Consider the following 23769-nt stretch of genomic DNA (forward strand, 5'->3'; position numbering starts at 1 on the left):
TACTGGATGTAACGAAAACATGAATGGTCGTGACAGCGGCGCAAGTGCCTGGCTACCGTGGATCTCGGCAACTTCGGTGGCCAAACCTTCATCAGGTTGGTGACCCCGGCCGGTCCCTCATCCCGACCGGGGCACAACCTTCGCGCACCGATCGCTCCCCCACCGCACCGACCGGAGGAACGTTTCACCGTGCTGTCGTGTGATGACATCGCATCCGCTCTGCTGGCCCACACCGACTTCGCAGGCGACAACGCCGCGGTCGGGCTACTGAGCCGGGCGATCAGCCCCCAGGACTTCGACATCAAACGCGACTCCTTACCCGTCGCGGCCGCGGCCGACCCGGCGACCGCCGACGCCATCCTGCAACTGCTCGAACGCGGGCAGGTGCCGACGATGGCGGCCATTCGCACCCTCACCGCGCAGAACGAGATGCGCCGCGAGGCCGAGCGGATCGAACGGCTCGGCCGTCGCGCCCAGCGCAGCATCGACGAGTTCGGACGCATCCTCGCCCGCCTCGCCGCATCGCATTGGACCGACCACAATATCGGACCGACCAGGCGCGATATCCTCGCCGACGCCGAGGTCTGCGAGCTCATCGCCGAACGGGTCGGTGAGATCGCGCCGTCGGCGGTGAAGCATCTGTGGCTCATCGAACGCGCGCAACGAGCGGGTTGGATCGCCTCGAACGCCAGCCCCGGTTCGCTGTGTCCGGCGCGGCGCTGGCACACCACCAAGTACGGCAATCGGGTCTCGCAGAAGCCGGTCAACATGGTCGGCAAGCTGGTGGCCGGCTTCGTCGCCGAACACACCGCCGACCGGGGCAAGCCGCCGAGCTGGGCGGTGCTGGCCCGCGACGCACGCGACGATCGAGGCCGTCGCCTGTTCTTCGACGTGGCCGACGTGCACGCCCAGCGCCGGTGGCTCACCACCGCCGAATGGCTGGCCGACAGCGATGACCTGCCCGTTCCCGGCAAGCGCGGCACACGGGCACTGGCCAAGGAAAACCGGGCCTAACGCAGATACCGGGTGTGAGCATTCGGTAACTTTCTCGCGACGCACTCACGCGTGAAAGGAGTTACCGTGCCCGCAACGATCGACCCCGCGGCCACTGCTTGGCTACTCGCGGCCACCGCCATGGTGCTGTTGATGACGCCCGCACTGGCCGTTTTCTACGGCGGGATGGTGCGCTCGACCGGCGTGCTGAACATGCTGATGATGAGCTTCATCGCGATCCCGCTGGTCACCGTGGTCTGGCTGGTGGCCGGCTACAGCCTCGCGTTCGGCGACGACGCGGGCGGCGGTCTGATCGGCAATCTCGAGCACTTCGGCCTGGCCGGGATCAACCCCGACTCCGTCCGCGGCACGATTCCGGAGCTGCTGTTCGTCACCTTCCAGCTGACATTCGCGATCCTCACCGCCGCCCTGGTCTCGGGCGCCATCGCCGATCGCGCCAAGTTCGCGGGCTGGATGGTGTTCGTGCCGCTGTGGACGCTGGCGGTGTACGCGCCGATCGCGCACTGGGTGTGGGGACCCGACGGCTGGCTGCTGAACTTCGGCGCGCTCGACTACGCGGGCGGCCTGGTGGTCGAGATCGCTTCCGGCGCTTCGGCCTTGGCGCTGGCGCTGGTGCTCGGGCCGCGGATCGGCTTCAACATCGACGCGATGCGTCCGCACAACCTGCCGTTCGTGCTGCTCGGCGCGGGTCTGCTGTGGTTCGGCTGGTTCGGTTTCAACGCGGGTTCGGCGCTCGGCGCCACCGGCACCGCGGCGGCGGTTTTCCTGAACACGCTGGTGGCGGGCAGTCTCGGCATGCTCGGCTGGCTCATCGTCGAGCAGATCCGCGACGGTCGGCCGACCACGTTCGGCGCCGCCTCCGGTGTCGTCGCAGGCCTGGTCGCGATCACCCCGTCCTGCGGTGTCATCAACACGATGGGCTCGGTGATCGTCGGACTCGCCGCCGGCGTGGTGTGCGCGTTCGCGGTCGGCTGGAAACACAAAGCGGGCTATGACGATTCGCTCGACGTGGTCGGCGTGCACTTCGTCGGCGGCATCGTCGGCACGATCCTGATCGGCCTGCTGGCCACCCAGGTGATGACCGGCGGCGTGAACGGCCTGCTCTACGGCGGCGGCTTCGCCCAACTCGGCAAGCAGCTCGTCGCGGTACTCGTGGTCGCGGCCTACGCCTTCACGGTCTCGTGGGTACTCGGCAAGGGCATCGACAAGATCATCGGCTTCCGCGTGAGCAAGGAAGACGAAACCGCGGGCATCGACTTCGCCCTCCACGCCGAAACCGCGTATGCCGAAGGGGTACACGGCAGTTCACCTAGGCGCTTCGGCGAAGGCCACTACGGCCAGTGATCTCGCAAGAACATGGGTAACTCACCGGGCACGGACTAACCCACTCCCCACCACACCGGCGGCCGCCAACGCTGCCGGTGTGGCACACGAGCCCGGCCTGAATACGCGGAGTGGCGGAACAGCAGCTAGCTGACCTCGTCGGCGGGGGCCAACCACGTATTGCACTCGAAGTTGCGATTCTTCAGGTAGCCGTGGTTGTACCAATTGCCGTTGTGGTCAGGGGTGCCGTGATCGCGGTGGCGGCCGTTGCCGTCACCGCGGTTGTAGTTGTGCTTCACCGCCGCGTAGCCCTCCTGCGAGGTCCACGACCCGCCCGCTTCCGACGAACCGATGTACATGCCGCCGAAACAGCTGGCCTGCAACTCCATTCGCCGTGAAGTCTCGAGCCCGCCCGCCGACATCGTGCCCTGCTCGCGACGCTGATTCGACGAGGCCTGCAGCAGGCCGGTGAGCCCCTGGACGTGATGGCCGTACTCGTGCGCGTACACCGACAGCGCCTCCATCGGCGGATACGGGGTGTTGTGCAGGACCAGACCCTCGGTCGACATGTAGATGGTGCTCGACGCGCTGCAATAGAACGCGTCGCTGGTGGCGCTACCACACGGTGATGACAACTCCGAAGGTTGTTCGGCGACAACCAGACCCGGGCTCTTGAACGGCAGATTCGCGGCAGCCAGATTCGACCGCCACATCTGATCGAGGCAGACCTGCGCCGCCGCGAAGAACGCCTTGGCCACCGTCGCGGCAGTCGACCAGCGCGGCAGGTCACAGTCCATATTCGACAGGCCGACGTTGTCGTTCTTGAACAGCGGATGCTGGCCGAGGGCGATAACAGGTTGCGGCCCCGCGGGTTTGGTCGCTGTCGGCGAGGTGGTGCGCGCGGTGGTGGTGACGCGTGCGGTGGTAGGCGCGGTCGTCGGCGCGGGGGGATTCGAACTGTAGGTGAAACTCGGCGGCGTCGTCTTCGCGACGGTCCCGGGCGAGCTCTGATCGGACAGGGTCACCGCGGCCACCAGCAGCCCGATGACACCGAACACGGTCAACACCGTCAAAACGACCCCGCCCGCCCCCGATCCACCCCGACGCGGCGGCGGATACCCCTGCGACGCGTAGCCGTACGGCGGTGGCAACGGCCTGCCATACGGTGGCGGCATCGGCCGACCGTAAGGCGGCGGCATCGGCTGCTGGTACTGCGGCGGATACCCATAGGGCTGCTGCGGCGGGTAGCCCGGCGGCCCGTACGGCCCATAGCCGGGCGGTTGTGACATCAATTCACTTCGCTGGCGGAGACCGTGAAGGTGTTGCACTGGGCGGTCAGATTGCGGTTGAGGCCGGTCTCGAACCACTGTCCACCGTGCTCGGCGGTGCCGTGGTCGCGCATGTCACCGGGACCGTCTCCGCGACCGTAGGAATCCTTGGTAGCAACCGTGACCTGCGACGACGTGAGCGAACCGCCGCCCTTCGAGGAGGCGATGAACATGCCGTCGAAGCAGTTGGCCTGCAGCTCGACTCGGCGCGAGAGCTCGAGGCCCTTGGCCGAGCGGGCGCCCGCGTCGACGCGCTCGCTGTTGGCCTTGCGCAGGATGCCTGACTGGGCCTGCACGTGGTGGCCGTACTCGTGCGCGAACACCGAGAGGTACACGACCCAGTTGTCGCGGAACTGCTCGGTCTGCAGCTGGCTGATCGGCATGTAGATGGTCTTGTTCGCCGGGCAGTAGAAGGCGGCGAAGTTGGTCGTCGAGCCGGTGCAGGGGGTGGTGATGCCGTCGGTGGTCGCGGTGACGCTCAACGTCGGCGACTCGAAGGGCAGGTTGTTCTCCGCCAGCAGCGGCTTCCACGCCGATTCGAGGCAGGTCGCGGCCGACTCGAAGAAGGCGCGGGCCTTGTCGACCTGGGTGCCCCACGGCGCGTAGTCGCACGAAGCGGGGACCAGGGTGCCGTCGGAGTCGGTGAGCAGCGGGTTGTCGCCGGTAGCGGCGGGAGCGGTGGCGGTCTCAGGGTTGTAGGTGGTGGTCGGTTTCGGGCCGATGCCGCCGATCCCGAGGTCGATGCCGGTGTTGACGGCGTACTTCACCAGGCCGCCGACCAGCAGGAAGATCAGAAGCAGGATCACTGAGGTGAAGCCGCCGCCGCGCTTACGAGGCGGTGGAGTCGGCCGACCCGGCGGACCGTAGGGCATCGGCGGCGGCCGGTATCCCGGCGGCGGACCGTAAGCCGGACGCGGCTGCTGATATCCAGGATTACCCTGCGGCTGTGGATAACGTGGCGGCCCATATCCGGGTTGCGGCCGGTATCCCGGGGGCGGCCCATAGCCAGGGGGCGGTGGAACCGGTCGTCCACCTGGACCATTCGGCCCATAACCGTACGGTGGTTGAGTCACTCCCCCGTACCCCCCTCGTCTCATGAGTCATCGACAGCCGCTGACGCAGAATAGCAAGCTGTCTAGAGTAAGCACCCATGCTGACTTTTCGGGGGGGCGCCGTAGGCGCGCTGCTGCTCGCCGCGGCGGGTTTGCTCGTGACCGCGCCGGTAGCCCACACGGAGCCCGTGACCACCGGTGTTTCGATTACCGCCGATCTCACGCTGACCGAAACCGGTGTGCTCGAGGTCATCGAAACTGTCGTGGTGCCCGCCGACGGAAATTTCACGATGTCGCTGCCGTTGCGGCTCAAGGTCGGTGACGATGTCGAGCGGGTTTTCAAGGTCACCGATGTGACCCAGAGTGGCGAGGGCACCGCCACCACCGCGAACGATCAGTTCATCGTCGAGGCGAAGCCCGGCGAATCGAAGTTCACGTATACGGTGCACAACACCGTTTCCGACATGCCGGGCACGCAGGTGTTCCACTGGCTGGGCGTGCTCAACGCCGATATCGCCGTGCTCGATGTCTCGGTGATCAGCCCGACCTTCCAAATGGGCATCGTGGACTGCAAACTCGGCTCCGCGGGCAATGCCAGGCCGTGCGCCGACGTCCGCACCGAACCCGACGGCGTGCTCTACCTGTACCAAACCGACCTGCGCAAGGGCGACGCCATCGACCTCACACTGCAGATGCCCCCCGGCACCGTGCCCGCGAATGCCGATGTGCGCGGCGGCGGTACGGGCCCGTTCGCTTTCACCACGCCCGTGTTCGTCGCGTTCGGCGCCTTCCTGCTGGCGCTGGCGGGCATGATCGCCTACGTGCTGCTGGCCCGCAAGCGCGCCGCCACCGCGATCGTGAGCAGCGACACCTTCGACCCGCTGATCCAGCAGGGCGACCGCGTCGAGTTCACCACCCCCGACGGTGTGCTGCCCGGTGAAGCGGGCCTGATCATCGACGAACACGCCGACCCGGTCGACATCGCCGCCACCGTCGTCGACCTCGCCGTCCGCCGCTACCTGTGGATCACCCCCGTGAACGCGCGCGGCGAAGACGACTGGCGCATCAGCCGCGTCAACGCCCCCGACGACCAGCTGCGCGAATACGAACGCGTCGTCTACGACATGTTGCTGCCCGAGGGCACCGACACCGTCGCCGTCCGCGAACTGCGCGCCCCCGGCCGCCTTGACCTGGAGCCGATCCGCGCCGCCATGCGCAACGACGCGGTGGCCACCGGCGCCTTCGCCGACCCGAAACAGCGTGCCCTCCCCCGCTGGATCGGCGCCGCCCTGATCGCCCTCGGCCTGATCATCACCGTCGCCCTCGCCCTCACCGCGGGCCACGCCCTGGTAGGCGTAGCCGTCGCCCTGGCAGGCGGCGCCGCCATGCTGCTGCCCAACTACCTCCCCGTCCGAACCCCCTTGGGCGACACCGTCGCAGGCCGAATCCGCGCCATGCACCGCGGCCTAGACACCGTCACCCGCGACCGCATCCCCCCCATCGACCAGGAAACGATCTTCTCCCGCGCCCTCCCCTACACGGTGATCAGCGGCCGAGCCGACAACTGGATCCGCACCTTCCGCGACATGAACCCCGCCGCGGACTCACAACCAGGCCTCTATTGGTTCGCAGGCTACGACCAAGACCCCAACCTCCACCGCTTCGCCGCCCAATTCCCCTTCTTCATAACAGCACTGGAAGGCGCGTGCTCGTCCGCCTCCTAGTCCGCCTCTCCGCGTATTTAGCGGGGCGCCCGGGAGCTCGACTGTTAGCTCTCGGGCTTGCGTTTAGGGGTCGGGGGTTGGAGGTGGGTGGGGAGTTACCCATGTTCTTGCGTGATCAGTTGGTTGCGTTCGTTAGACCCGGCGGATCGCTGTCAGCGGATCCGCATACAACGCACTGAGCGAAGTAACCACCGCCGCGAACTCCTGCACCTTCCCCCCGAACCCACTGATCCGAATATCCGTAGCCGCCAACTGCGTACTCTGCGAAAACGCCCGAGCCACATGCCCAAGCGCAGGCCGATACCCCGTAAAAGCCTGACCACCCAACACAACTCGATCCGGATTCAGCATGTCCCGCACCAACGCGACAGTCTGCCCGAGCATCGTCGCCCGCTCGGCCAACAGTTCCCGCGCCGACTCCGACCCGGATTCAGCCGCCCGATACAGATCATTGATCGTCGTCCCAGCAGTCCCGTTGTGCGCCGGGATGATTCCGCGACCCACGGCCCGAGCCTGCAACGCCCGATCGCCGACGGTCACTTCCAAGCACCCACGCCGCCCGCACGTGCACTGCACATCGGACCCCGTCGGCAAATGCGCGATCGACCCTGGCCCGTTGCTCGGCGTGTGCACCCGACCGTCGAGAGTGACCGCGATGCCTGCGGTTTCCCGGACATAGAAGTAGAGGCTGCTGCCGTGCTGAGCGGCGGGAAGTTCGGTGTCGGGCTCTGGCCTGCGCGCATCGAAGGTCGGCAGCAGCAGCTCCGAAGCCGCCATCGCCTCGACGTGCGGTGCGACGGAAACCGGCAACTCGAGCACATCACCGAGTACCTGCCCGATCGGTGCGCCCGCCCATTCCAGCTTCGGATGGTCGACCACACCCGTGCGCGGATCCACCCGCCCACCGATCGCGACACCCGCCCACAGCGGCGTGCGCCGATGCCACCGCTGCAGGAACGCCTTCGCGCTGCGAGCCACGGTGGTGACCGCGAATTCCTGCCCGGTCTGCGGCGTGGCGATGGCGAGCCCACCGAGAATGCGTCCACGCAGGTCAGCGGCGACGATTTTCGTCGCCTCGGCGCCGATGTGGATGCCCAGCGTCAGGTACGCGTCGTGGTCGATCTCGAACGGCACCCGCGGCCGGCCCACCGCACCCGCGGCGGTGAGATCGGGCCGCTCGCGTAGCAGCCCGGCCGAAAGCAGCGACGCCACTTGCCGATTCACGGTGGCGATGCTCAAACCTGTTGCCCGCGCGGCATTGTCACGCGAGACCGGGCCCGAGGCGGCGGTACGCAGCACCGCGGCGGCGGGGTTGTCGCTACGCCGCAGCTCCGGCGGCACAACAGGTCGGGAAACTCGAGGACGACCAGCGCCGGTCCGAGCGGAGGGGCGGTCGATGATAGGAGCAGACATATGAAGTTCCTCGCTGAAATCCCGTTGTCCCAACGGGATTGCCTACACGTATGACGTGGCGGCGCAGGAGCCGGAAACGGCTCAGCCGCAGTGGCAGGAACGACACAGTTCACGCGTCAACGGCAGCCGAAGACCCAGCGCGGCGGTCACATAGGTGACCCGCTTGGCGGGGAGATGGTTGCCGGACATAACAATCAAGTTAACACCGAATCCGGACCCATCCAAGCCGAACCGGCGGATTGTGCGATGCGGCACATCATCGCCGCAGGTCAGCGGAGCGCACGGCAGGCGCAATGGCGCTACGCCGAAAACCCCCTGCGGGAACCGATGTTCCTACAGGGGGTTTCGATGGTCCGATCGAACCTACTTGGCCGGGGCGACGAAGGGCTGGTTGATCGTGGTGAAGTACTGCACCGCAGCCGCGATCGCGACGGGGCCGGTCACGAAGATCTGACCGATCAGCACACCGATGAAGCCGACAGCACCCGCACCCGCGATGCAGCCCACGACCGGGCCCGCACCGAACAGGGTGGCCAGGGCGGCGGTCACGACGGTGCCCGCGAGCGCACCGGCGACGCAACCGATCGCCGCACCGGCGAGGCCACCGACCAGGGTGCCGACAGTGGCGCCCATGGAGATGGTCGAGGTCAGACGGCTCCAGGCGGCCTGCTCACGCTCGTACTCGGTCTTCCAGGGGGCCTTGTCCTCGTACGGAAGGGCGACGGGCTTGTACACAGCTCGGGCCGGGTCGGTCACCGGGGTCAGGGTCGCGGTGTTGCCCGAGATCTCGGCGACGATCGGCAGCACGTAGTCATCGAGCTGATACGACAGCGCGGTCGAGGCAACGGTCTTGCCGTCGGCGGCCTTGATCTTGAACTGGCCGTCCTCAGCGACGAGCGAGCCCGCGTCGGTGGTGATGACGGACTTGGCACCGTCGACGATCTCGGCGGTGTAATTGATCGGGGCGGCTTCTTCGACCGGCGCGGCGTTGACCGTACCGGCCGTGATGCCGGTAGCCACCGTCAGGAGCGCCGCGACCACGGCGAACTTCCTCATCTTCATAAAACTGCCATCCCTCATCTGTTGTGGAGCTGTTCGAGAAGCAAGCTTCGAGCAGTTCCACCCCGGTGACGAGGGAAAAAAGCAGCTAGATCTTAACTAAGAATTCATTTCGATGTCTTGGCCGCGGCCTTGGCCTGTTTCTTGAATTCCCTTACTTCCGAAAGTGTTTCGGCATCCACGACATCGGCAACCGAGCGTCGGGACCCGTCGTCGCCATACGATCCAGCCGCTTTCCGCCAGCCTTCCGGCTGCACCCCACGTTGTTTACCGAGCAGCGCGAGAAAGATCTTCGCCTTCTGCGCCCCGAACCCCGGCAGGTCCTGCAACCGGCGCAGCACCTCTTTACCGTCGGGGTCGCCCGCGGTCCAGATCTGCGCGGGCACACCGTCGTAATGCTCGATCACGTACTGGGCGAGCGCCTGCGCCCGACGCGCCATCGACCGACCGTATCGGTGAATCGCGGGCGGGGTGGCCGCGAGTTCCTCGAATTCAGCCGGATCGGCTTCGGCGATCTGCCGCATCGAGAACCCGCCCATGCGCTCGGCGAGTTTGCGCGGCCCACGAAACGCGTGCTCCATCGGGTATTGCTGGTCGAGCAGCATCCCCAGCAGCAGCGCGAAATCGTCGGTGCTGAGCAGTTCGTCGGCCTCGGATTCCTGCGCGAGGCACAGCGTGCGAGTCATACATTCATCGTGACACAGTTCACCAGTAGCCTGGCGAGTCCATGCTCACGAGGACTGCTCCCACACTGGCGGTGCGAATGACCGACTACACCCCGCGACCGGCCCGCTTCGATCAAGCGGCCCGGGATCAGCTGATCGACGCCCATGATCTGGAAGTCACCCAACCCGGGATGCGCGCGCTCGGCGCGTGGAGTCACACCGCGCTGGCGCTGCGGCCCGGCGAGAGCGCCCTCGATATCGGGTCGGGCACCGGATCGGAGGTGTTCACCTTCGCCGAGGAAGTCGGCCCCGATGGCACCGCGGTCGGGGTCGAGCCGGATCCGAATCTGCTCGCCTCCGCACAGCGCCGCGCGGTCGAGTCCGGCTCGCGCGCGACGTTCGTCTCCGGCGACGCCTATGGCCTGCCGTTCGGCGCCGACACCTTCGACGCGGTGCTGTGTGAACGGGTGTTCCAGCACCTCACCGCACCCGCGCGGGCGGCGGGCGAGATCGCCAGGGTGCTGCGTCCCGGCGGGCGCGCGGTGGTGGTGGACTGCGATTGGGCAACCGCCATCGTGCATCCCGGCAACCCCAGGGTGGTGCGCGCGGTGATCGACACCCTGATCTCCTCGACCACCAATCCGCTGTCAGGCCGTCGGCTCGCAGGCCTGCTCGTCGGCGCCGGCCTGCAGGTCGACGAAATCGGCTCGCACGCGCTGGTCCAGGACCGCACCGTCGGCGCGGGCGCCCTGGTCCGCCGAATCGCCGACCTGGCCGCCCTACGCGGCGTGATCACCGCCGCCGAACGCGACCAACTCCTCGCCGACCTGCAAGCAGGCGCCGACCGAGGCGACATTCACATCTCGGTCACCCTGTTCGGCGCCCTGGCCCACAAACCGACCTGACGACCCCGCCTCGAGCGCGCCAGCGCTCCAGAAACTCAGCCTTCGAGCAGCTTTTCGGTGGCTGCCAGCAGCACGCAGGTTGCCAGCCCGTTCATCGCCTTCTCCAGTTCCGGCAGTTGCGGGAAGCTGGGGGCGATGCGGATGTTCTTGTCCTCGGGGTCCTTGCCGTACGGGAACGCCGAGCCCGCGGCGGTGAGCGCGATGCCCGCGTCCTTGGCCAGGGCGATCACCCGGGCGGCGGTGCCGTCGAGCACGTCGAGGCTGATGAAGTAGCCACCCTTGGGCTCGGTCCACGACGCCACCTTGGAAGCGCCGAGGCGGTCTTCCAGGATGCGCCGCACCAGCGCGAACTTGGGTTCGAGCAGCGCGCGGTGCTTCTGCATGTGCTCGCGCACACCCTCGGCATCGGTGAAGAAGCGCAGGTGCCGCAGCTGGTTGAGCTTGTCGGGGCCGATGCTCTTCTTCGAGGCGTGCGCCAGGTACCAGTCGATATTGGCCTTGGACGCGCCGAAGAAGCTCACGCCCGCGCCTGCGAAGGTGATCTTGGAGGTGGAAGCGAACACCAGCGGACGGTTCGGGTTGCCCGCCGCCGCGGCGAGGCCGAGCACGTCGACGACCGGGGCCGCGGTGTCGGTGAGCGGGTGCACCGCGTAGGCGTTGTCCCAGAACAGGCGGAAGTCCGGTGCCGCGGCGGGCATCGAAACCAGTTCGCGGACAATCTCTTCGGAGAACACCACGCCGGTGGGGTTGGAGTAGTTCGGCACCGCCCACAGGCCCTTGATCTGCGGATCGTTCGCCAGCAGAGTGGCGATGGCGTGGGTGTCGGGGCCGTCGTGGCGCATCGGGATGGTGATCATCTCGATGCCGAGCGCCTCGGTGATGGCGAAGTGACGGTCGTAGCCGGGGGCCGGACACAGCCACTTGATCGGCTCGTCGACCCAGCGGCGCGGGGAATCGGGGGTGCCGTAGAGCATCGAGAACGCGATGATGTCGTGCATGATCTCGAGGCTGGCGTTGTTGCCTGCCAGCAGTTGGTCGACTCCGATGCCGAGCAGTTCGCCGAAGATCGCGCGCAGTTCGGGCAGGCCGGTGAGGCCGCCGTAGTTGCGGCAGTCGGTGCCGGAGCCGTCACGGAAATCACCGTCGCCAGGGAGCGAGAGCAGCGACGAGGACAGGTCGAGTTGCTCGGGCGATGGCTTACCTCGGGTGAGATCCAGCGTGAGCTTCTCGGTCTGGAGCGTCGCGTAATTCGCGGTCTGGGACTCGTGCTCGGACACGAGTTCCTCGTGGCTCATCAAACCGATCTGCGTTTGCCGGGGCATCCTGGGCAGCCTTTCGAAGCAGCAAGGTGGGATTTGCCCGCAACGTTACCCGGCGCTTGCTCGGAATCGGCAGGGTATCCAGCCCCAGATCCGGCGCGCACGCTGCGAAGGTGTGTAGGCCGGTGGCGGTCCCCAGAAATTAAAGGGGACCCCGCGCACCCGGCAGAGCCCGTTGACCCTTGCTGCCTTCCGGCCCTGGGGGAGTTCACAGGATGCTCGCCGCGCGGGATCCGTCGGCCAGTGTAGCGGTAGTTTCGGCTACTAGCGATTCCGGTCTTCGAACAGCAGGTCGGCGGCGCGCATGAGGACCTCGAGGCGGGTGCGGCCCTCGTGGTCGGCGGCCAGGAAATGGCTGCCGATGGTGGCACAGAAGGCGAGCAGGCTCCTGGCTTCGACCTCGTCGGGGTCTTCGCAGAACACGCCGATTGTCTCGCGCAGCAACGCCATTCGCGCATTGTCGACGCGGCGAAGGCGCGCGGCGACGCCGTCGTCGCGGCGGGCCCAGTCGCGGATCGCGAGGTCGATCGGGAGCAGTCGATTGCTGGAGAAGGTGAGCAGCCCGGCCATGCGCGCCTTGGTTCTCGGTTCGAGGGTTTCGACGCGCTCGAGCACCTGGTCGGTCGCCTCGCTCTCCCACACCTCGAGCATGGCGGTGAGCAGCGCGTCACGGTCGGCGAAGTAGCCGTAGAAACCGCCCTTGGTCACGCCGATGCGCTTGGCCAGCACCTCGATCCGCACCGCGTCGACACCGGAGGACGCGAGCACGGACAGACCTTCCTCGACCCATCTGGCCCGGGGAGTTCGCGCGGTACCCACGACGTGTTCCTCCTCATATTCCGCGGTTGCCACCACAGCGAGTGACCGATCCTCGAGTGTACGCAGCCGTATAGTCACCACGCTGTCGGTGACGCTGGCTACCATCTACCCGATATCGGCAGCGGGGGTTCGGTGTTCCCCATGACAGGAGAGGGGGGCTCGGTCGTGACCGGCCCGAATCAGAAACCACCCGGCGACGGCGTGCCGCCGTCCGACCCCACCGTCGCCTGGTGGGAACGCCCAGGCGAAGGCGCGGGTCAGACCCCCTCACAAGCTGATCCGACGGTGCTGCGCGGCAATATCGGCGCCCCCGGCCCGTACACGGCGCCGCCCGCGGCCACGCCGTACCAGAGCGGCGCCAATCCCTACACCGCGCCGCCGACGCCCTATCAGAGCGGTGCGAACCAGCAGCCGTATCCGCAGCAGTTCCCACCGCCGCAGCAGTTCGCCCAGCCGCAAGCCGGTTATCAGGCTCCGCAGCCGCAGTGGGGCGCACCGCCGCGGCCGCCCTCCTCGGGCAACAAGACCCTGTGGTGGGTGCTCGGTTCGATCGGGGTCGTCGCCGTCCTGGTGATCGCGGGCATCGCCTTCGCGGTGAACAAGGCAAGCGACGCGCTCGGCCCCGACTCCGAGAAGTGGGCGGGCAACTACGAGTTCCAGAAGGGCAAGAACGCCTGCGATCTGGTCGACCTGTCCGTGCTGAACCAGTGGGCGACCACCCGTGAGACGACCACCCACACCGAGCGCGAGCCCTACGAGTACATCGGCGGTGGTTCCTACAACTGCGACGCCAAGAACAAGGACTCCGGCCGCAACGCCGACGAGGCGAGCCTGTCGCTGCAGGTCGAGTTCAAATCCGACACCGGCACCGAATCCGACTACGCCCGCTGGAAGAGCTCCGACACCAGGACCACCGGCAAGGGGCACGAGAACGGCCCGGTGAGCGGCCTCGGCACCGAGGCGTACTACGCCAGCGAACAGCAGATCTACAGCTCGATCAACAACGACTACAGCTACATCGTCGCCGCGATCGACAGCAATGTGTCGGTGAAGGTGGAGATCGAGGTGTCGACGATGGGCAGCTACGACCGCGCCGCGATGTCGGCAGCCGCCGAAGCGCAGGTCCGCAAGGTCATGGCCGCTCTGAAAAAATAGCAGGTCAGATGGGGTCGCAGGGGGCCGGTTTGGCATCGACCCCCTGCGACCCGCTATGCTGCTCCACGGAGGATTCGCCTAGTGGCCTATGGCGCTCGCCTGGAACGCGGGTTGGGTTAACGCCCTCAGGGGTTCAAATCCCCTATCCTCCGCAACAGCGGGGCCCTGATCGGTTCGCCGGTCGGGGCCCTGTTCGTTTAATCGGTGGATCTGTCGGTGTGCCCCCGTAGAGTGAGCCCCGACGGTGCGGGAGACCCCCACCACACCCACATATTGTCGTCGCCGCCCCAACACGAATGTGCGTGCCGACACAGTTCAGTGGGTACATAAGCCTTTGCGCCGGTTCGAACTCGGACCGCGCCGGTCGACGCCATGAGCGCGTCGACCGCACAGAAATCAGAAAGTAAGAACGAAGTGAATACAGCACCTGAAACGAGCATCGGGCGCGACGCGTCCGGGCCGATCCGGCTGATGCTGCGTGACCACAAAGCCACCACCGGGCCGATCGACGGCGCCTGGTGGCCACGAACCGATCAGCCGATGACCGAGTTGCACCAGTTGGTGGCAGCGGTCGGACCGCGGATCGGCAAACTGTCCAGGCTCGGATTCGACTGGACCACCGGCGAATCCGGTGACAGCACCGCCAACAACGAACAGGCCGCGCGCATCATGCACGTGGTCGGCAGCACCGGCGCCGCGCTCGCGCTGCTGGTCATCCCCGCGGCCACCGAGGCGCCCGCGGCCCGCAGCCAGATGCGCTGGGCAGCGGGCAAACCGCGCATCCAGGACCCGGCGCCCGCCGACACGGCGGCCGACGGGCCCCGCACGCTCGTGCAGATCTGAGTGCAGATCTAGTTCATCGGTCGCTGGTGTAGGTCGGGTCGAAGTCGCGCGGCGCACCGCGGCGACTCAGCAACCGGTCGAACCACTCACCCAGGATGACGCCCGCGGCCAGCGCGCAGCCGACACCGAACGCCCCGAGGATCTGCCCGAACCCGAGCACCGTCTCGTCGTCGAGCAGGGCATACAGCCCGCGATACACCTTCAGACCCGGCAGCAGCGGCGTGATTCCCGCCGCCGCGACGACCAACGGCGGCGTGAGCGCGCGCCGCGCCATCAGACCACCGACGAGACCGATCAGCGTGGCGGCCAGCCCCGATGCCACCACCGGCCCGAAGCCGATGTACTGCGCGCCGAGGAAGGCCATGGTGCCGCCCGCACCGCTGAGCCCGGCCGCGACCAGCGCCCGTCGCTCGGCGTAACAGGCCATCGCGAACGCGATCGCAGCGACGGCACCGGCGATCAGTTTGATCGGCAGATACTCGATATCGCGACCCGCACTGGCCGCGATCTCCGGTACCGAGATCCCCATCATGGTCGAAATACGCAGCGCCAGACCGATACCCGCGACGATGCCCGCGGTCATCATCACCACTTCGAGCATGCGTGCCGCGGCGGTGATCGGCGCGCCGGTGATCGCGTCCTGCACCGAACCGACCAGCTGCAAACCCGACAGCAGCACCGTGATCCCCGCGGCCACGATGAGTGCGGCGTCGGCCTTCCAATGGTCGCTGAACGCGGCGAGCGCGATGGCAGGGGTGGCGGCGACGATCCCGCCGATCATGTGCTGGAAGAACAACGGCAGACCGAGTTGGTGCAGCACCCGGTTCACCACATCGATCACCGCGGTGGTCGCGAAACTGATGGCGGCGAGCAGGAACCCGCCGCCGAGCAGCACCGCGATCGCCGCCGCCAGCAGCGACCAGCCTGCCGTGGATACCCAACGCGGATAGGGGTGGCGCGAGGAGATCAGCTCGTCGAGCGCGGCGTGCGCCTGGTCGACGGGCACGATCTGGCTGCGGATCCGTCGGGTGAGACGGTCGACGGCGGCCAGGCGGGTGAAGTCGAGCGAGCGGTACTTCACCACGCGCATATCGCTGGCCGGTGGCAGTCGCGGACCGCGGTCGGCCCAGATGCGGATCGCGTCGAAGGTGACGTCGATATCGCAGTTGTTCAGACCGTAGGTGGAGGCGATGAAACGGACCTGCGCGGTGGTGTCACCGACACCGGTGCCCGCCGCGAGCACGACCTCGCCCACCCGCACCGCCAGGTCGAGCACCTGCGAGACCTCGGCGTCGTCGGCCAGGTCGATCGGTTGCAGCGGGGTGGGCGCGGCGACGATGTTGTCGGCGGTGGCGCGCTGTGAGGGCAGCACGAACGGTCGGCGCAGTCGCCACCATCGCTGCCGCAGACCTGGGCGTTCGATGATAGTGGCGCCGTCGCCTTCCGCCAGTGGGTCCGCACTCATACCTCGACGGTAATGGGGATCGCAGGCCGTTCGTCGTCTCGCAATCACTTCGTCAACGTGTCGGGCCCGCTGACCTGGAGTTCGGCTCAGATGTCGTCGATCAGACCGGTGCTGTAGGCCATCGCGGTCAGGTGCTGGAGGCAGCGGGGGCCGCAGTCATTGTGCTGAGTCAGCACGAAACGGGCCTGCTGCAGCGAAGAAATGGAAGAATCGGCCGCACAGTCGGCATGCGCGGCGCGCCAGTGCTCTTCGTGACAGCGGAGAGCGGCACGTGATGTCGGTGCGGATGTGTCCAGCAGGGTGTGACGGGAGGGGCCGGCAATGGAGGCGATGACTGTATGAACACCGGGACGGGGAAGGTGATCCAGGAGCGGCGCAGGCTGCTCGGGCTCTCGCAGCCCGCGCTGGCCACCGCGATCGGGGTGAGCTCGCGCCAGATCACCAGGTACGAGTCCGAGGAGCAGTCGCCCACGCTGCCGGTCGCGGTCCGGTTGGCCGACGCGTTGCAGGTCTCGCTGGCGGAACTGGCGGGCATCGTGGACAACCGCGTCGACCTGGCCGGTCGCTGGTGGGCAGCCTGGCAGAAACCGGCGAATCACCCGGACGAGGTCGAGATAGCGGCGGTGACCATCCGGCACGAGGGCGACCATCTGATGCTCGACTCGGCCGCCGAACCGCCTGCGCCCGAGGCTGATCCGGCCGTACAGATGCGTGGCGAGATGCGGGTCTGGGAGGGCGAGGCGCTCACGGGGTGGATGCGCGGAATGGATATCGCGTTCCCGGTCGGCACCATCTACTACGCGCTCCATCCCCAGGGTGCTCATGCTGTCGGCTCCTGGACGACGAAATCGGGCCCCGACGGTCTGGTGCGCGGCTGGAGTGTCCTGGCGCGGGAGAAGTCCGACGCCGAGAAGCTTCTCGCGGAGATGTTGCGCACCGACGGCAGCGTCGAGTCGTGGCCGGGCCCCTCGCGCTCGGCCTGAAGCCGCCGCCGGATCTCGCCGACGCTCGGACGCGTGCGTTCGGCGGGCGGTGTGAGTAGTAGGTAGCGGCACAGCGCCCCGAATACGAACAGCCCCAGAGCAATCCACAGATAGATCTCCATCGGTTCCCCTCCGAACGAGTCAGTGCTTGCATGAGTGGCGCGTATGGTGGTCGCTGAGCCGCCACGAAAAAGTATGGTCTCCGTCAAGACCTTTTGGACAGCAAAAAGCGTCTACAAACGTCTACAGTTCTCTACGATGGGTCCATGTCCAGTCGGGGCGAGCAGGGGAACGGCGTCGTCGGAGCTCGGTTGCGGCGATTGCGGGAAGAAGCCGGATTGTCGTTGGCCGCGTTGGCCACTCGCGTTCCGTACAGCAGGGCGGCGCTCGGCCACTACGAAACCGGCACGCGGGCCGCATCTTTCGAGGTGATCGCCTGGTACGAGCGGGTGCACGCACAGTCAGCGTTGCCCGTAACTCGTCGACGTGATCCACGCGCAGCCGATACCGCCATGGCGACGGCGATCGCCACCGCGCACCGCCCGCTCATCGAGATCGGGCGACCGCACCAGACCGACAGCGGCGCCGGTTACTTCTGTCCGTTCCGGATCGACGGCGTGATCGAAGGACTGGCAGGCGGAACCGACCCGGCGACAGCGCTGCACTCGGCGCTACTTGCGGTGGGCGCCGAGTTGAACCGAGCGGGAAACAGCGTCGGCCTCGGCCTGATTCGGTGAAGGGACTCAGCGATGTGCCGCGACCAGCGCGGCCAGCGACTCGGTGAGCAGTTCCAGGTAGCGATCCGGATCGGGCATCGCCCGCCTATCGGAATGCACTGACAACGTGACGGTTTCGCCGATCCCGTGCACACCGTGGGTCACGTGCATGACGGTGCCGAGAGCCGGAAAACCGCCCGTGAACAGGACCGGCGCACCGGCGAAAGTGAGGTCGGCCTCGCCTCGGTAGACACTGGAGACGACGGTGTTGCCGTCGAGAGCCGGGGGCACGTGGTCCAGGTCGGCGCGTTCGACATCGCGTACCGCCAAGACAGACGGGACCACCTCGCCGACTCGATCCTGTGCCTGGAGCAGCGGATTCAGCGCCCGTTCGCGGCGCGCGGCCAGTTCTTCGGCGATGAGATTCGCGCGCAGACGCAGGTCGGGTTCGTCGATATGCAGGTCGATGGACAGTCCGCGGTAGTTGTTGCGGGCGGTGCCCGGCGACGGAAGTGCCATCGGCAAGGCTGTCCCCAGTCTTTCCGGTCGCTCACCGCGCTCGGTGAGATAGTCGCACAAACCTCGCGAAATTGCCGTCAGCGCAAGGACAGTGACGGTTTTGCCCAGATTGCGGAGATCGGTCGCGTCCAGGACCAGCATGCGCACAGTGCGATCACCCACCGCAGCCGCCGGATTCAGCGCACACGGTGCGAATCCGGTTGCGGCCGCCGGTACCTCACCAGCGGCAGTTCGGTCAGCCAATTCCCGCTGTGCCAGGTAGGCGGCACGCCCGCGCCACATCGTGGTAGCCAACTGCTGGGGAAAACGCAGCACGCCAAGCAGTCTCGGATCGACCCGCCGGGCAATCCATCCACAGGTTTGTCCACAGGAATCCACAGACTGTGTGGGAGTTTGTGCAGGTCCGACCGGGCGATATGCCGAGTTATCCACAGGCACACCGGGTGTGCTGGGGATAACAGCCTGTCCGAAGAGCGCTCGGGCAATAGCAGCGGCACGGGTGCCGTCGGCCAGCGCGTGCGAAAGTTGCAGCACCACCACCACAACGGGCTCCGCCGATTGCGGCGCCGCGCGGACACCACGGAAAACGTGGATGCGCCAGGGGTATTCGGTCGCGTCGACACCGGTTCCCAGAAGTTCGCCCAGATCGGCGAGCAGTGACGTCCATGACCGGCCGTCCGGCTGGTGGTGCACGAATTGCTGGGACGTGAATTCGGCCGGAATCCAACGTGGATAACCGAGATCGCCCGGTATCTCCTGTAACCGGATCCGCAGATCCGGAATGCGCGCGGCGCGCGCGGCGACGAAAGCGCGGAGTTCGTCGGTGGCGGAATCGGTTTCGGCGAAAGAGTAGAGCAGGAAAACGTCGTTGGCGGTGCGGCGCGACAGCCAGTACATCGTCGCGTCACACGCGGCCATCGTGGTCATCCGGCCACGATAGGCCAACCCGTCGAAGTCACTGAGAAGGCCCCGAGTCCGTTCGACTCGGGGCCGGTGTTACCGGTTTCGATACGACACGCATCCGCACGGCTCAGCCGCGCGCGAACTCTCCGGCGGAGACATCAGCCAGAAATGCTTGCCACTGCCCTGGACCGAAGGCCAGCACGGGTCCGCGGCCGCGGTCCTTGGTATCGCGAACGGCGATATCGCCGCCGGCGAGAAAGGCCACTTCGACGCAGTTCCCATCGGGTCCGCTGTAGGTGCTCTTGCGCCACACAGCGTCGGTCACATCAACTTCCACGACACTTGCTCCTTTGGTTCATCGAGAAGAGGGATAACTCCTGGATTCGTTGAACATTGTCGAAATCCGGCGCGACCGATGAGTTACTTCGTGGCACACAGGGCACTACCACACGGCGCGCGCAACCGACCGGCACGAACCAGCGCATCGAGGCGTTTCCGCCTCCGGGGGCTGCCCCCGCGGAAGAAACACTAGCAGGTCTTCCGCAATGTTGCGGAAGAGAATTTGCTTTCCCATTCTGTTTTGCCAAGCTTGCGAAGCTTCACGTTTGCGGAGGCATTGCCAGCCCCCTTACCCATTACCGATCCGGTTGACACATCCAGAATTACTTCCATGTGATCAGTCCGTGATACGTCAATTTCTCGCTCGCCACATCCATCACATGAGCACCATCCAGGACGGGCATGGATCATGGGGTAATGATCTCCCGTGACCGTGACACCGCAGGTCGTGCCCGCAACGACCGTCCCCGCGATCGACTCGGCCGACCGCTGCCCCCTGGCAGTGCCGGAGTCGCCCGAATCCCCGATGACCTCGAGCTCGGACCCCAGCAAACTCTGACCTTCGCTCAGCAACTGCTGGACGACGGATTGGCATTCAACGCCCACGAGGTATTGGAGGCGGCATGGAAGAACAGCCCGGTTGCCGAACGGATGCTCTGGCAGGGACTTGCCCAATACGCCGTCGGCCTCACCCACATCCAGCGTGGCAACGCCAAAGGCGCGGGTACCCTGCTGCGCCGGGCGAGTGAGCGGCTCGGGTCCTATCCGGCGAATGCCCAGCAGCACGATGTTGACCTGGCCGGGCTGATCGCGCACGCGCAAGAGCTGCTCGTCGCGCTCGACGCCGATACGCCGATCACCGAGGAACAGCTGCGTACGCGACTGTGCCGAGCGCCCGCCTAGGATCCAGGGGTGCCGACTAGTCCGCCAACCAGCCACGGCGCGCCTGCGAGCGCCGTCGACAGTTCGCGTCCGGGAGCCGGGCGCTACGCCCCGAGTCCGTCGGGCGAGCTGCACGTGGGAAACCTGCGTACGGCGGTGCTGGCTTGGCTGTTCGCGCGAACTTCCGCGCGCGAGTTCCTGATTCGGGTCGACGACCTCGACCGCGTCCGCCCCGGCGCCGCCGGGCGCCAGCTCGACGACCTCGCCGCGATCGGCATCGATTGGGACGGACCGGTGGTCTACCAATCCGAAAGACTGCCCGTCTACGCCGCTGCCGTCGCCGAACTGACCGCCGCCGAGCGAACGTACGAATGTTTCTGCACCAGACGCGAAATCCAGCAGGCCGCCACGGCGCCACACGGACCGATGGGCGCCTACCCCGGCACCTGCCGTCAGCTGACCGAAGCCGAGCGCGCGGCCAAGCGGGCCGAAGGACGCACCGGCGCAGTGCGATTGCGCGCCGAGGTGAGCGAATACGAGGTCACCGATCTGCTGCACGGCCGATATCGGGGCGCCGTCGACGATTTGGTGTTGCGCCGCGCCGACGGTATCCCCGCCTACAACCTCACCGTGGTGGTCGACGATGCCGATCAAGGCGTTGACCAGGTGGTTCGCGGTGACGACCTCCTGCCGTCGACCCCACGCCAGGCGTATCTCGCGCAACTGCTCGGACTCACCGTGCCGACCTACGCGCACGTACCGCTCGTACTCAACGAAGAGGGCAAGCGACTTGCCAAACGCGATGGGGCCGTGAGCCTTTCGGATCAACGCGCCCTTGGCAACACGCCCGACGACGTGGTGGCGGCCATAGCGGATTCGCTCGGATACACCGCGCGCACGACTGCCGAGCTACGCGAAGTTTTCGACCCAACCCGCATCCCGGAGAAACCATGGATACTCGAGCCTATCGGGTTGTTCCGACCAGACCGATGTCCGTAACGTACGCATCGACCGATCTAGAAGATCAAAACGAGGACTGAGATTATGACCAGCGGTGGTTACGACCCCAACCAGTACCCGCAGGGCGGTCAGCCCGGCGGCTACGGCCAGGACCCCTACGGCCAGCAGCAGCCGCAGCCGGGCTACGGACAGCAGCAGCCGTACGGCCAGCCCGGACACGGTGGCGCTCCCCAGCCCGGTTACGGCCAGCCGGATCCGTACGGTCAGCAGCAGCCTCCGTACGGCCAGGACCCTTACGCGCAGGCCTACCCGCAGGGCCAGCAGCCGAACTTCGGCGGTGTGCAGCCTGCCGATCTGGGGATCCGCTTCGGTGCGCGTGTGATCGACAACCTGATCGTCAGCATTCCGCTCATGATCGTGCTCACGCTCGTGCTCGGCACCGGCACCGGTGGTCAGGCCGTCACAGGTCTGGTCGCCACGCTGGCGCTCTACGGCTACTTCGTCGCCATGGAGGTCACCCAGCAGGGCCAGACCCTGGGCAAGAAGATGCTCGGTCTGCGCGTGCTCGCGCCCGGCGGTGCGCCGAGCCTGACGCCGGAACAGTCGCTCAAGCGCAACCTGTTCACGGTCGTCAGCCTGATTCCGTGCCTCGGCCTGTTCGCCAGCGTCGGCCTGTCGATCTACATCGCCGTCACGATCAACAACGACCCGAACAAGCAAGGCTGGCACGACAAGTTCGCCGGCGGCACGCAGGTCGTCAAGGGCTGATCCCCTTCACCTGACGAAAACAACAGGGGCGCTTCCGAATTCCGGAAGCGCCCCTTGTTCGTATCTGGATCAGTAGGTAGACGAGTCCATCTCGCCCATCACGCCGAGCACGACGAACAGCAGAATGTAGAGAGTCCAGCCGACGATCGCTGCGACGCCGATCCAGATGCCCGCTTGCGCCATCCCCTTACCATCGCCGCCGCGCTCCTTGATCTGGTTGAGCGCCATCACGCCGAGAATGATGCCGACGACCGAGCCGAGGCCACAGCTACAGAAACCGATCAGCGAGGAAACCAGCGCGCCGATCGCCAGCCCGTTGGTGCCCTGCGGCTGCGGGTACTGCCCGTACGGCTGGTAGGCACCCGCGGCCGGATAACCGCCGTACTGAGGCGGCTGACCGTATGCGGGCTGCTGCGGATACTGCGGCTGGCCCGGCTGCTGGTACTGCGGCTGCGACGGAGGCTGCTGCGGATACTGCGGCTGCGAAGGTGGCGGCGCCGGCTGCTGTGGGTACTGCGGCGACGACGGGTAACTGGAAGGCTGCGACGGCTGGGCGGTGGGATGCTGCGGCACCGAGCCCGGCGCGCCGGACTCCGGCGACACGCCAGAGCCGCCGTACTGCTTCCACCACTCGTCGGAATCGCCGGGATTCGTCATGCCAACAGCGTATTCCACAACCGCCCACCGTGGCGCATCGCTTGCTTGGGAGAATGGGAGTCGTGACTGATACGAATTCGCTCGACAAACCCGCGCAATCTGGGCACCCCGCGCCTGAACATGCGGCATTCGCCCAGGCTGCGCGGGGGTTCTATCCGGTAATCGTCGCGGTGTTCACCGCGACGCTGATCATCTCCAATATCTGCGCCACCAAGGGCGTGGAGTTCTTCACCGACAGTTCGGTGATGCTGGGCCCGATCCAGATCCTGCCGATCGCCACCGACGGCGCCTTCTTCCTGTTCCCGCTGGCCTACATCCTCGGCGACGTGCTCAGCGAGGTCTACGGCTTCCGCGCCACCCGCCACGCCATCTACACCGGTTTCGCCGCGCTGCTGCTCACCGTCGGCTGCTTCTACGTGGCCATCGAGCTCCCCGCCGCCGGTTTCTACGAGAACCAGGAAGCCTTCCGCACCGTCCTGGGCACCACTCCCCAGCTCGTGCTCGCGGGCCTGGCCGGCTACTTCGTGGGCCAGCTCCTGAACTCGGCCACCCTGGTCCTGATCAAGGAACGCACCAAAGAAAAGCACCTGTGGGCCCGCCTCATCGGCTCGACCGTCGTCGGCGAATTCGCCGACACCCTCATCTTCTGCTCGATCGCGGCCACCGCCATCGGCATCAACACCTGGCAGTCGTTCATCAACTACGTCATCGTCGGCTTCCTGTGGAAGACCCTCTGCGAGATCCTGGTCATGCCGATCACCTACCGCGTCATCGCGATCCTGAAAAAGACCGAACCAACCTACGCCCCCGCGAAGACCCCCGCCCTCCAGGACTGACAACCCCCCAGCTCCCCCATAACCACCCTCCCAGCCCCCACGCCCGACCCCTAGGGAGGGCCGCCGCGCAGCGGCGTAGCGGCCCGGCCGCGAGTTAGCCGCCGTTGCGTCCGCGGCGCAGC

The 23769-nt window shown here is 66.7% G+C and carries 23 protein-coding genes, 1 tRNA gene and 1 other RNA gene; 13 read left to right on the forward strand and 12 right to left on the reverse strand.

Features of this window, described 5'->3' with window-relative positions; all coding sequences use genetic code 11:
• Positions 1-189: 189 nt before the first annotated feature.
• Both ACFW6D_RS26570 and ACFW6D_RS26575 read left to right on the forward strand, forming a co-directional pair.
• On the forward strand, positions 190-1014 hold the full coding sequence (locus ACFW6D_RS26570; RefSeq protein ID WP_379332475.1) for a hypothetical protein: 825 nt from the start codon (positions 190-192) through the stop codon (positions 1012-1014).
• Between the two features lie 66 nt (positions 1015-1080).
• On the forward strand, positions 1081-2358 hold the full coding sequence (locus tag ACFW6D_RS26575) for an ammonium transporter (RefSeq protein ID WP_379332477.1): 1278 nt from the start codon (positions 1081-1083) through the stop codon (positions 2356-2358).
• A 125-nt stretch (positions 2359-2483) separates the two neighbouring features.
• Here the strand turns inward: ACFW6D_RS26575 and ACFW6D_RS26580 are convergent, their stop codons facing one another.
• Entirely contained in the window at positions 2484-3626 is a 1143-nt protein-coding gene (locus ACFW6D_RS26580; protein WP_379332479.1) for a neutral zinc metallopeptidase, read from the reverse strand.
• On the reverse strand, positions 3626-4471 hold the full coding sequence (locus ACFW6D_RS26585; RefSeq protein ID WP_379332481.1) for a neutral zinc metallopeptidase: 846 nt from the start codon (positions 4469-4471) through the stop codon (positions 3626-3628). The genes ACFW6D_RS26580 and ACFW6D_RS26585 overlap by 1 nt, the downstream gene beginning before the upstream one ends.
• Before the next feature lie 344 nt (positions 4472-4815).
• Between ACFW6D_RS26585 and ACFW6D_RS26590 the strand changes: the two genes are divergently transcribed.
• Positions 4816-6441: a DUF2207 family protein gene (locus ACFW6D_RS26590; protein WP_379332483.1), complete on the forward strand. Its 1626-nt coding sequence runs from the start codon at positions 4816-4818 to the stop codon at positions 6439-6441.
• Positions 6442-6573: 132 nt separating this feature from the next.
• Here the strand turns inward: ACFW6D_RS26590 and ACFW6D_RS26595 are convergent, their stop codons facing one another.
• The 3 genes from ACFW6D_RS26595 to ACFW6D_RS26605 all read right to left on the reverse strand — a co-directional run bounded on the left by ACFW6D_RS26595 (position 6574) and on the right by ACFW6D_RS26605 (position 9599).
• Positions 6574-7854 carry an ROK family protein gene (locus ACFW6D_RS26595; RefSeq protein WP_379332485.1) on the reverse strand — a complete coding sequence of 427 codons (1281 nt, stop codon included), beginning with the start codon at positions 7852-7854 and terminating at the stop codon, positions 6574-6576.
• A 363-nt stretch (positions 7855-8217) separates the two neighbouring features.
• Complete coding sequence (locus ACFW6D_RS26600; protein WP_379332487.1) at positions 8218-8916, reverse strand: hypothetical protein; 699 nt, start codon at positions 8914-8916, stop codon at positions 8218-8220.
• Between the two features lie 104 nt (positions 8917-9020).
• Positions 9021-9599, reverse strand: coding sequence for an HhH-GPD-type base excision DNA repair protein (locus tag ACFW6D_RS26605; protein ID WP_379332488.1), 579 nt, complete (start codon positions 9597-9599; stop codon positions 9021-9023).
• 77 nt (positions 9600-9676) lie between these two features.
• Here ACFW6D_RS26605 and ACFW6D_RS26610 point away from each other — a divergent pair, with 77 nt between their 5' ends.
• Positions 9677-10483, forward strand: coding sequence for a methyltransferase domain-containing protein (locus tag ACFW6D_RS26610; protein ID WP_379332490.1), 807 nt, complete (start codon positions 9677-9679; stop codon positions 10481-10483).
• Positions 10484-10518: 35 nt separating this feature from the next.
• Here the strand turns inward: ACFW6D_RS26610 and ACFW6D_RS26615 are convergent, their stop codons facing one another.
• From ACFW6D_RS26615 to ACFW6D_RS26625, 3 genes are all read right to left on the reverse strand, one after another.
• Positions 10519-11805: an aminotransferase class I/II-fold pyridoxal phosphate-dependent enzyme gene (locus ACFW6D_RS26615; RefSeq protein WP_379332492.1), complete on the reverse strand. Its 1287-nt coding sequence runs from the start codon at positions 11803-11805 to the stop codon at positions 10519-10521.
• 140 nt (positions 11806-11945) lie between these two features.
• Positions 11946-12040: signal recognition particle sRNA small type (gene ffs / locus ACFW6D_RS26620), an RNA gene on the reverse strand.
• A 26-nt stretch (positions 12041-12066) separates the two neighbouring features.
• Positions 12067-12621 carry a TetR/AcrR family transcriptional regulator gene (locus ACFW6D_RS26625; protein WP_379332494.1) on the reverse strand — a complete coding sequence of 185 codons (555 nt, stop codon included), beginning with the start codon at positions 12619-12621 and terminating at the stop codon, positions 12067-12069.
• A 141-nt stretch (positions 12622-12762) separates the two neighbouring features.
• Between ACFW6D_RS26625 and ACFW6D_RS26630 the strand changes: the two genes are divergently transcribed.
• The 3 genes from ACFW6D_RS26630 to ACFW6D_RS26640 all read left to right on the forward strand — a co-directional run bounded on the left by ACFW6D_RS26630 (position 12763) and on the right by ACFW6D_RS26640 (position 14619).
• Positions 12763-13776, forward strand: a complete 1014-nt coding sequence (locus ACFW6D_RS26630) for a hypothetical protein (protein WP_379332496.1) — start codon at positions 12763-12765, stop codon at positions 13774-13776.
• Between the two features lie 67 nt (positions 13777-13843).
• Positions 13844-13928: transfer RNA gene (locus tag ACFW6D_RS26635), tRNA-Ser, on the forward strand.
• A 262-nt stretch (positions 13929-14190) separates the two neighbouring features.
• A complete protein-coding gene (locus ACFW6D_RS26640) occupies positions 14191-14619 on the forward strand; it encodes a DUF5994 family protein (RefSeq protein WP_379332498.1) in 429 nt (142 codons plus the stop codon).
• Between the two features lie 13 nt (positions 14620-14632).
• On the opposite strand, the gene ACFW6D_RS26645 is transcribed toward ACFW6D_RS26640, so the two are convergent.
• Positions 14633-16084: a threonine/serine exporter ThrE family protein gene (locus ACFW6D_RS26645; protein WP_379332500.1), complete on the reverse strand. Its 1452-nt coding sequence runs from the start codon at positions 16082-16084 to the stop codon at positions 14633-14635.
• 338 nt (positions 16085-16422) lie between these two features.
• Here ACFW6D_RS26645 and ACFW6D_RS26650 point away from each other — a divergent pair, with 338 nt between their 5' ends.
• Both ACFW6D_RS26650 and ACFW6D_RS26655 read left to right on the forward strand, forming a co-directional pair.
• Complete coding sequence (locus tag ACFW6D_RS26650) at positions 16423-17067, forward strand: helix-turn-helix domain-containing protein (protein ID WP_379332502.1); 645 nt, start codon at positions 16423-16425, stop codon at positions 17065-17067.
• A gap of 266 nt (positions 17068-17333) precedes the next feature.
• Positions 17334-17804 carry a helix-turn-helix domain-containing protein gene (locus tag ACFW6D_RS26655; protein ID WP_379332504.1) on the forward strand — a complete coding sequence of 157 codons (471 nt, stop codon included), beginning with the start codon at positions 17334-17336 and terminating at the stop codon, positions 17802-17804.
• A 6-nt stretch (positions 17805-17810) separates the two neighbouring features.
• On the opposite strand, the gene ACFW6D_RS26660 is transcribed toward ACFW6D_RS26655, so the two are convergent.
• Both ACFW6D_RS26660 and ACFW6D_RS26665 read right to left on the reverse strand, forming a co-directional pair.
• A complete protein-coding gene (locus ACFW6D_RS26660) occupies positions 17811-19229 on the reverse strand; it encodes a wax ester/triacylglycerol synthase domain-containing protein (protein WP_379332506.1) in 1419 nt (472 codons plus the stop codon).
• A 103-nt stretch (positions 19230-19332) separates the two neighbouring features.
• Positions 19333-19542 carry a DUF397 domain-containing protein gene (locus tag ACFW6D_RS26665; protein ID WP_379332508.1) on the reverse strand — a complete coding sequence of 70 codons (210 nt, stop codon included), beginning with the start codon at positions 19540-19542 and terminating at the stop codon, positions 19333-19335.
• Between the two features lie 419 nt (positions 19543-19961).
• Here ACFW6D_RS26665 and ACFW6D_RS26670 point away from each other — a divergent pair, with 419 nt between their 5' ends.
• From ACFW6D_RS26670 to ACFW6D_RS26680, 3 genes are read left to right on the forward strand one after another with little or no spacing between them, the layout of a single operon-like run.
• On the forward strand, positions 19962-20447 hold the full coding sequence (locus ACFW6D_RS26670; RefSeq protein ID WP_379332510.1) for a DUF309 domain-containing protein: 486 nt from the start codon (positions 19962-19964) through the stop codon (positions 20445-20447).
• 9 nt (positions 20448-20456) lie between these two features.
• Entirely contained in the window at positions 20457-21425 is a 969-nt protein-coding gene (gene gluQRS, locus ACFW6D_RS26675; protein WP_379332512.1) for a tRNA glutamyl-Q(34) synthetase GluQRS, read from the forward strand.
• Positions 21426-21470: 45 nt separating this feature from the next.
• Positions 21471-22154, forward strand: coding sequence for an RDD family protein (locus ACFW6D_RS26680; protein WP_379332514.1), 684 nt, complete (start codon positions 21471-21473; stop codon positions 22152-22154).
• A 69-nt stretch (positions 22155-22223) separates the two neighbouring features.
• On the opposite strand, the gene ACFW6D_RS26685 is transcribed toward ACFW6D_RS26680, so the two are convergent.
• Positions 22224-22811, reverse strand: coding sequence for a DUF4190 domain-containing protein (locus ACFW6D_RS26685; protein WP_379332516.1), 588 nt, complete (start codon positions 22809-22811; stop codon positions 22224-22226).
• 53 nt (positions 22812-22864) lie between these two features.
• Between ACFW6D_RS26685 and ACFW6D_RS26690 the strand changes: the two genes are divergently transcribed.
• A complete protein-coding gene (locus ACFW6D_RS26690; RefSeq protein WP_379332518.1) occupies positions 22865-23647 on the forward strand; it encodes a queuosine precursor transporter in 783 nt (260 codons plus the stop codon).
• Positions 23648-23769 lie beyond the last annotated feature (122 nt).

Source organism: Nocardia sp. NPDC058705, assembly GCF_042749305.1.
In the GTDB taxonomy this organism is placed as follows: Bacteria; Actinomycetota; Actinomycetes; order Mycobacteriales; family Mycobacteriaceae; genus Nocardia.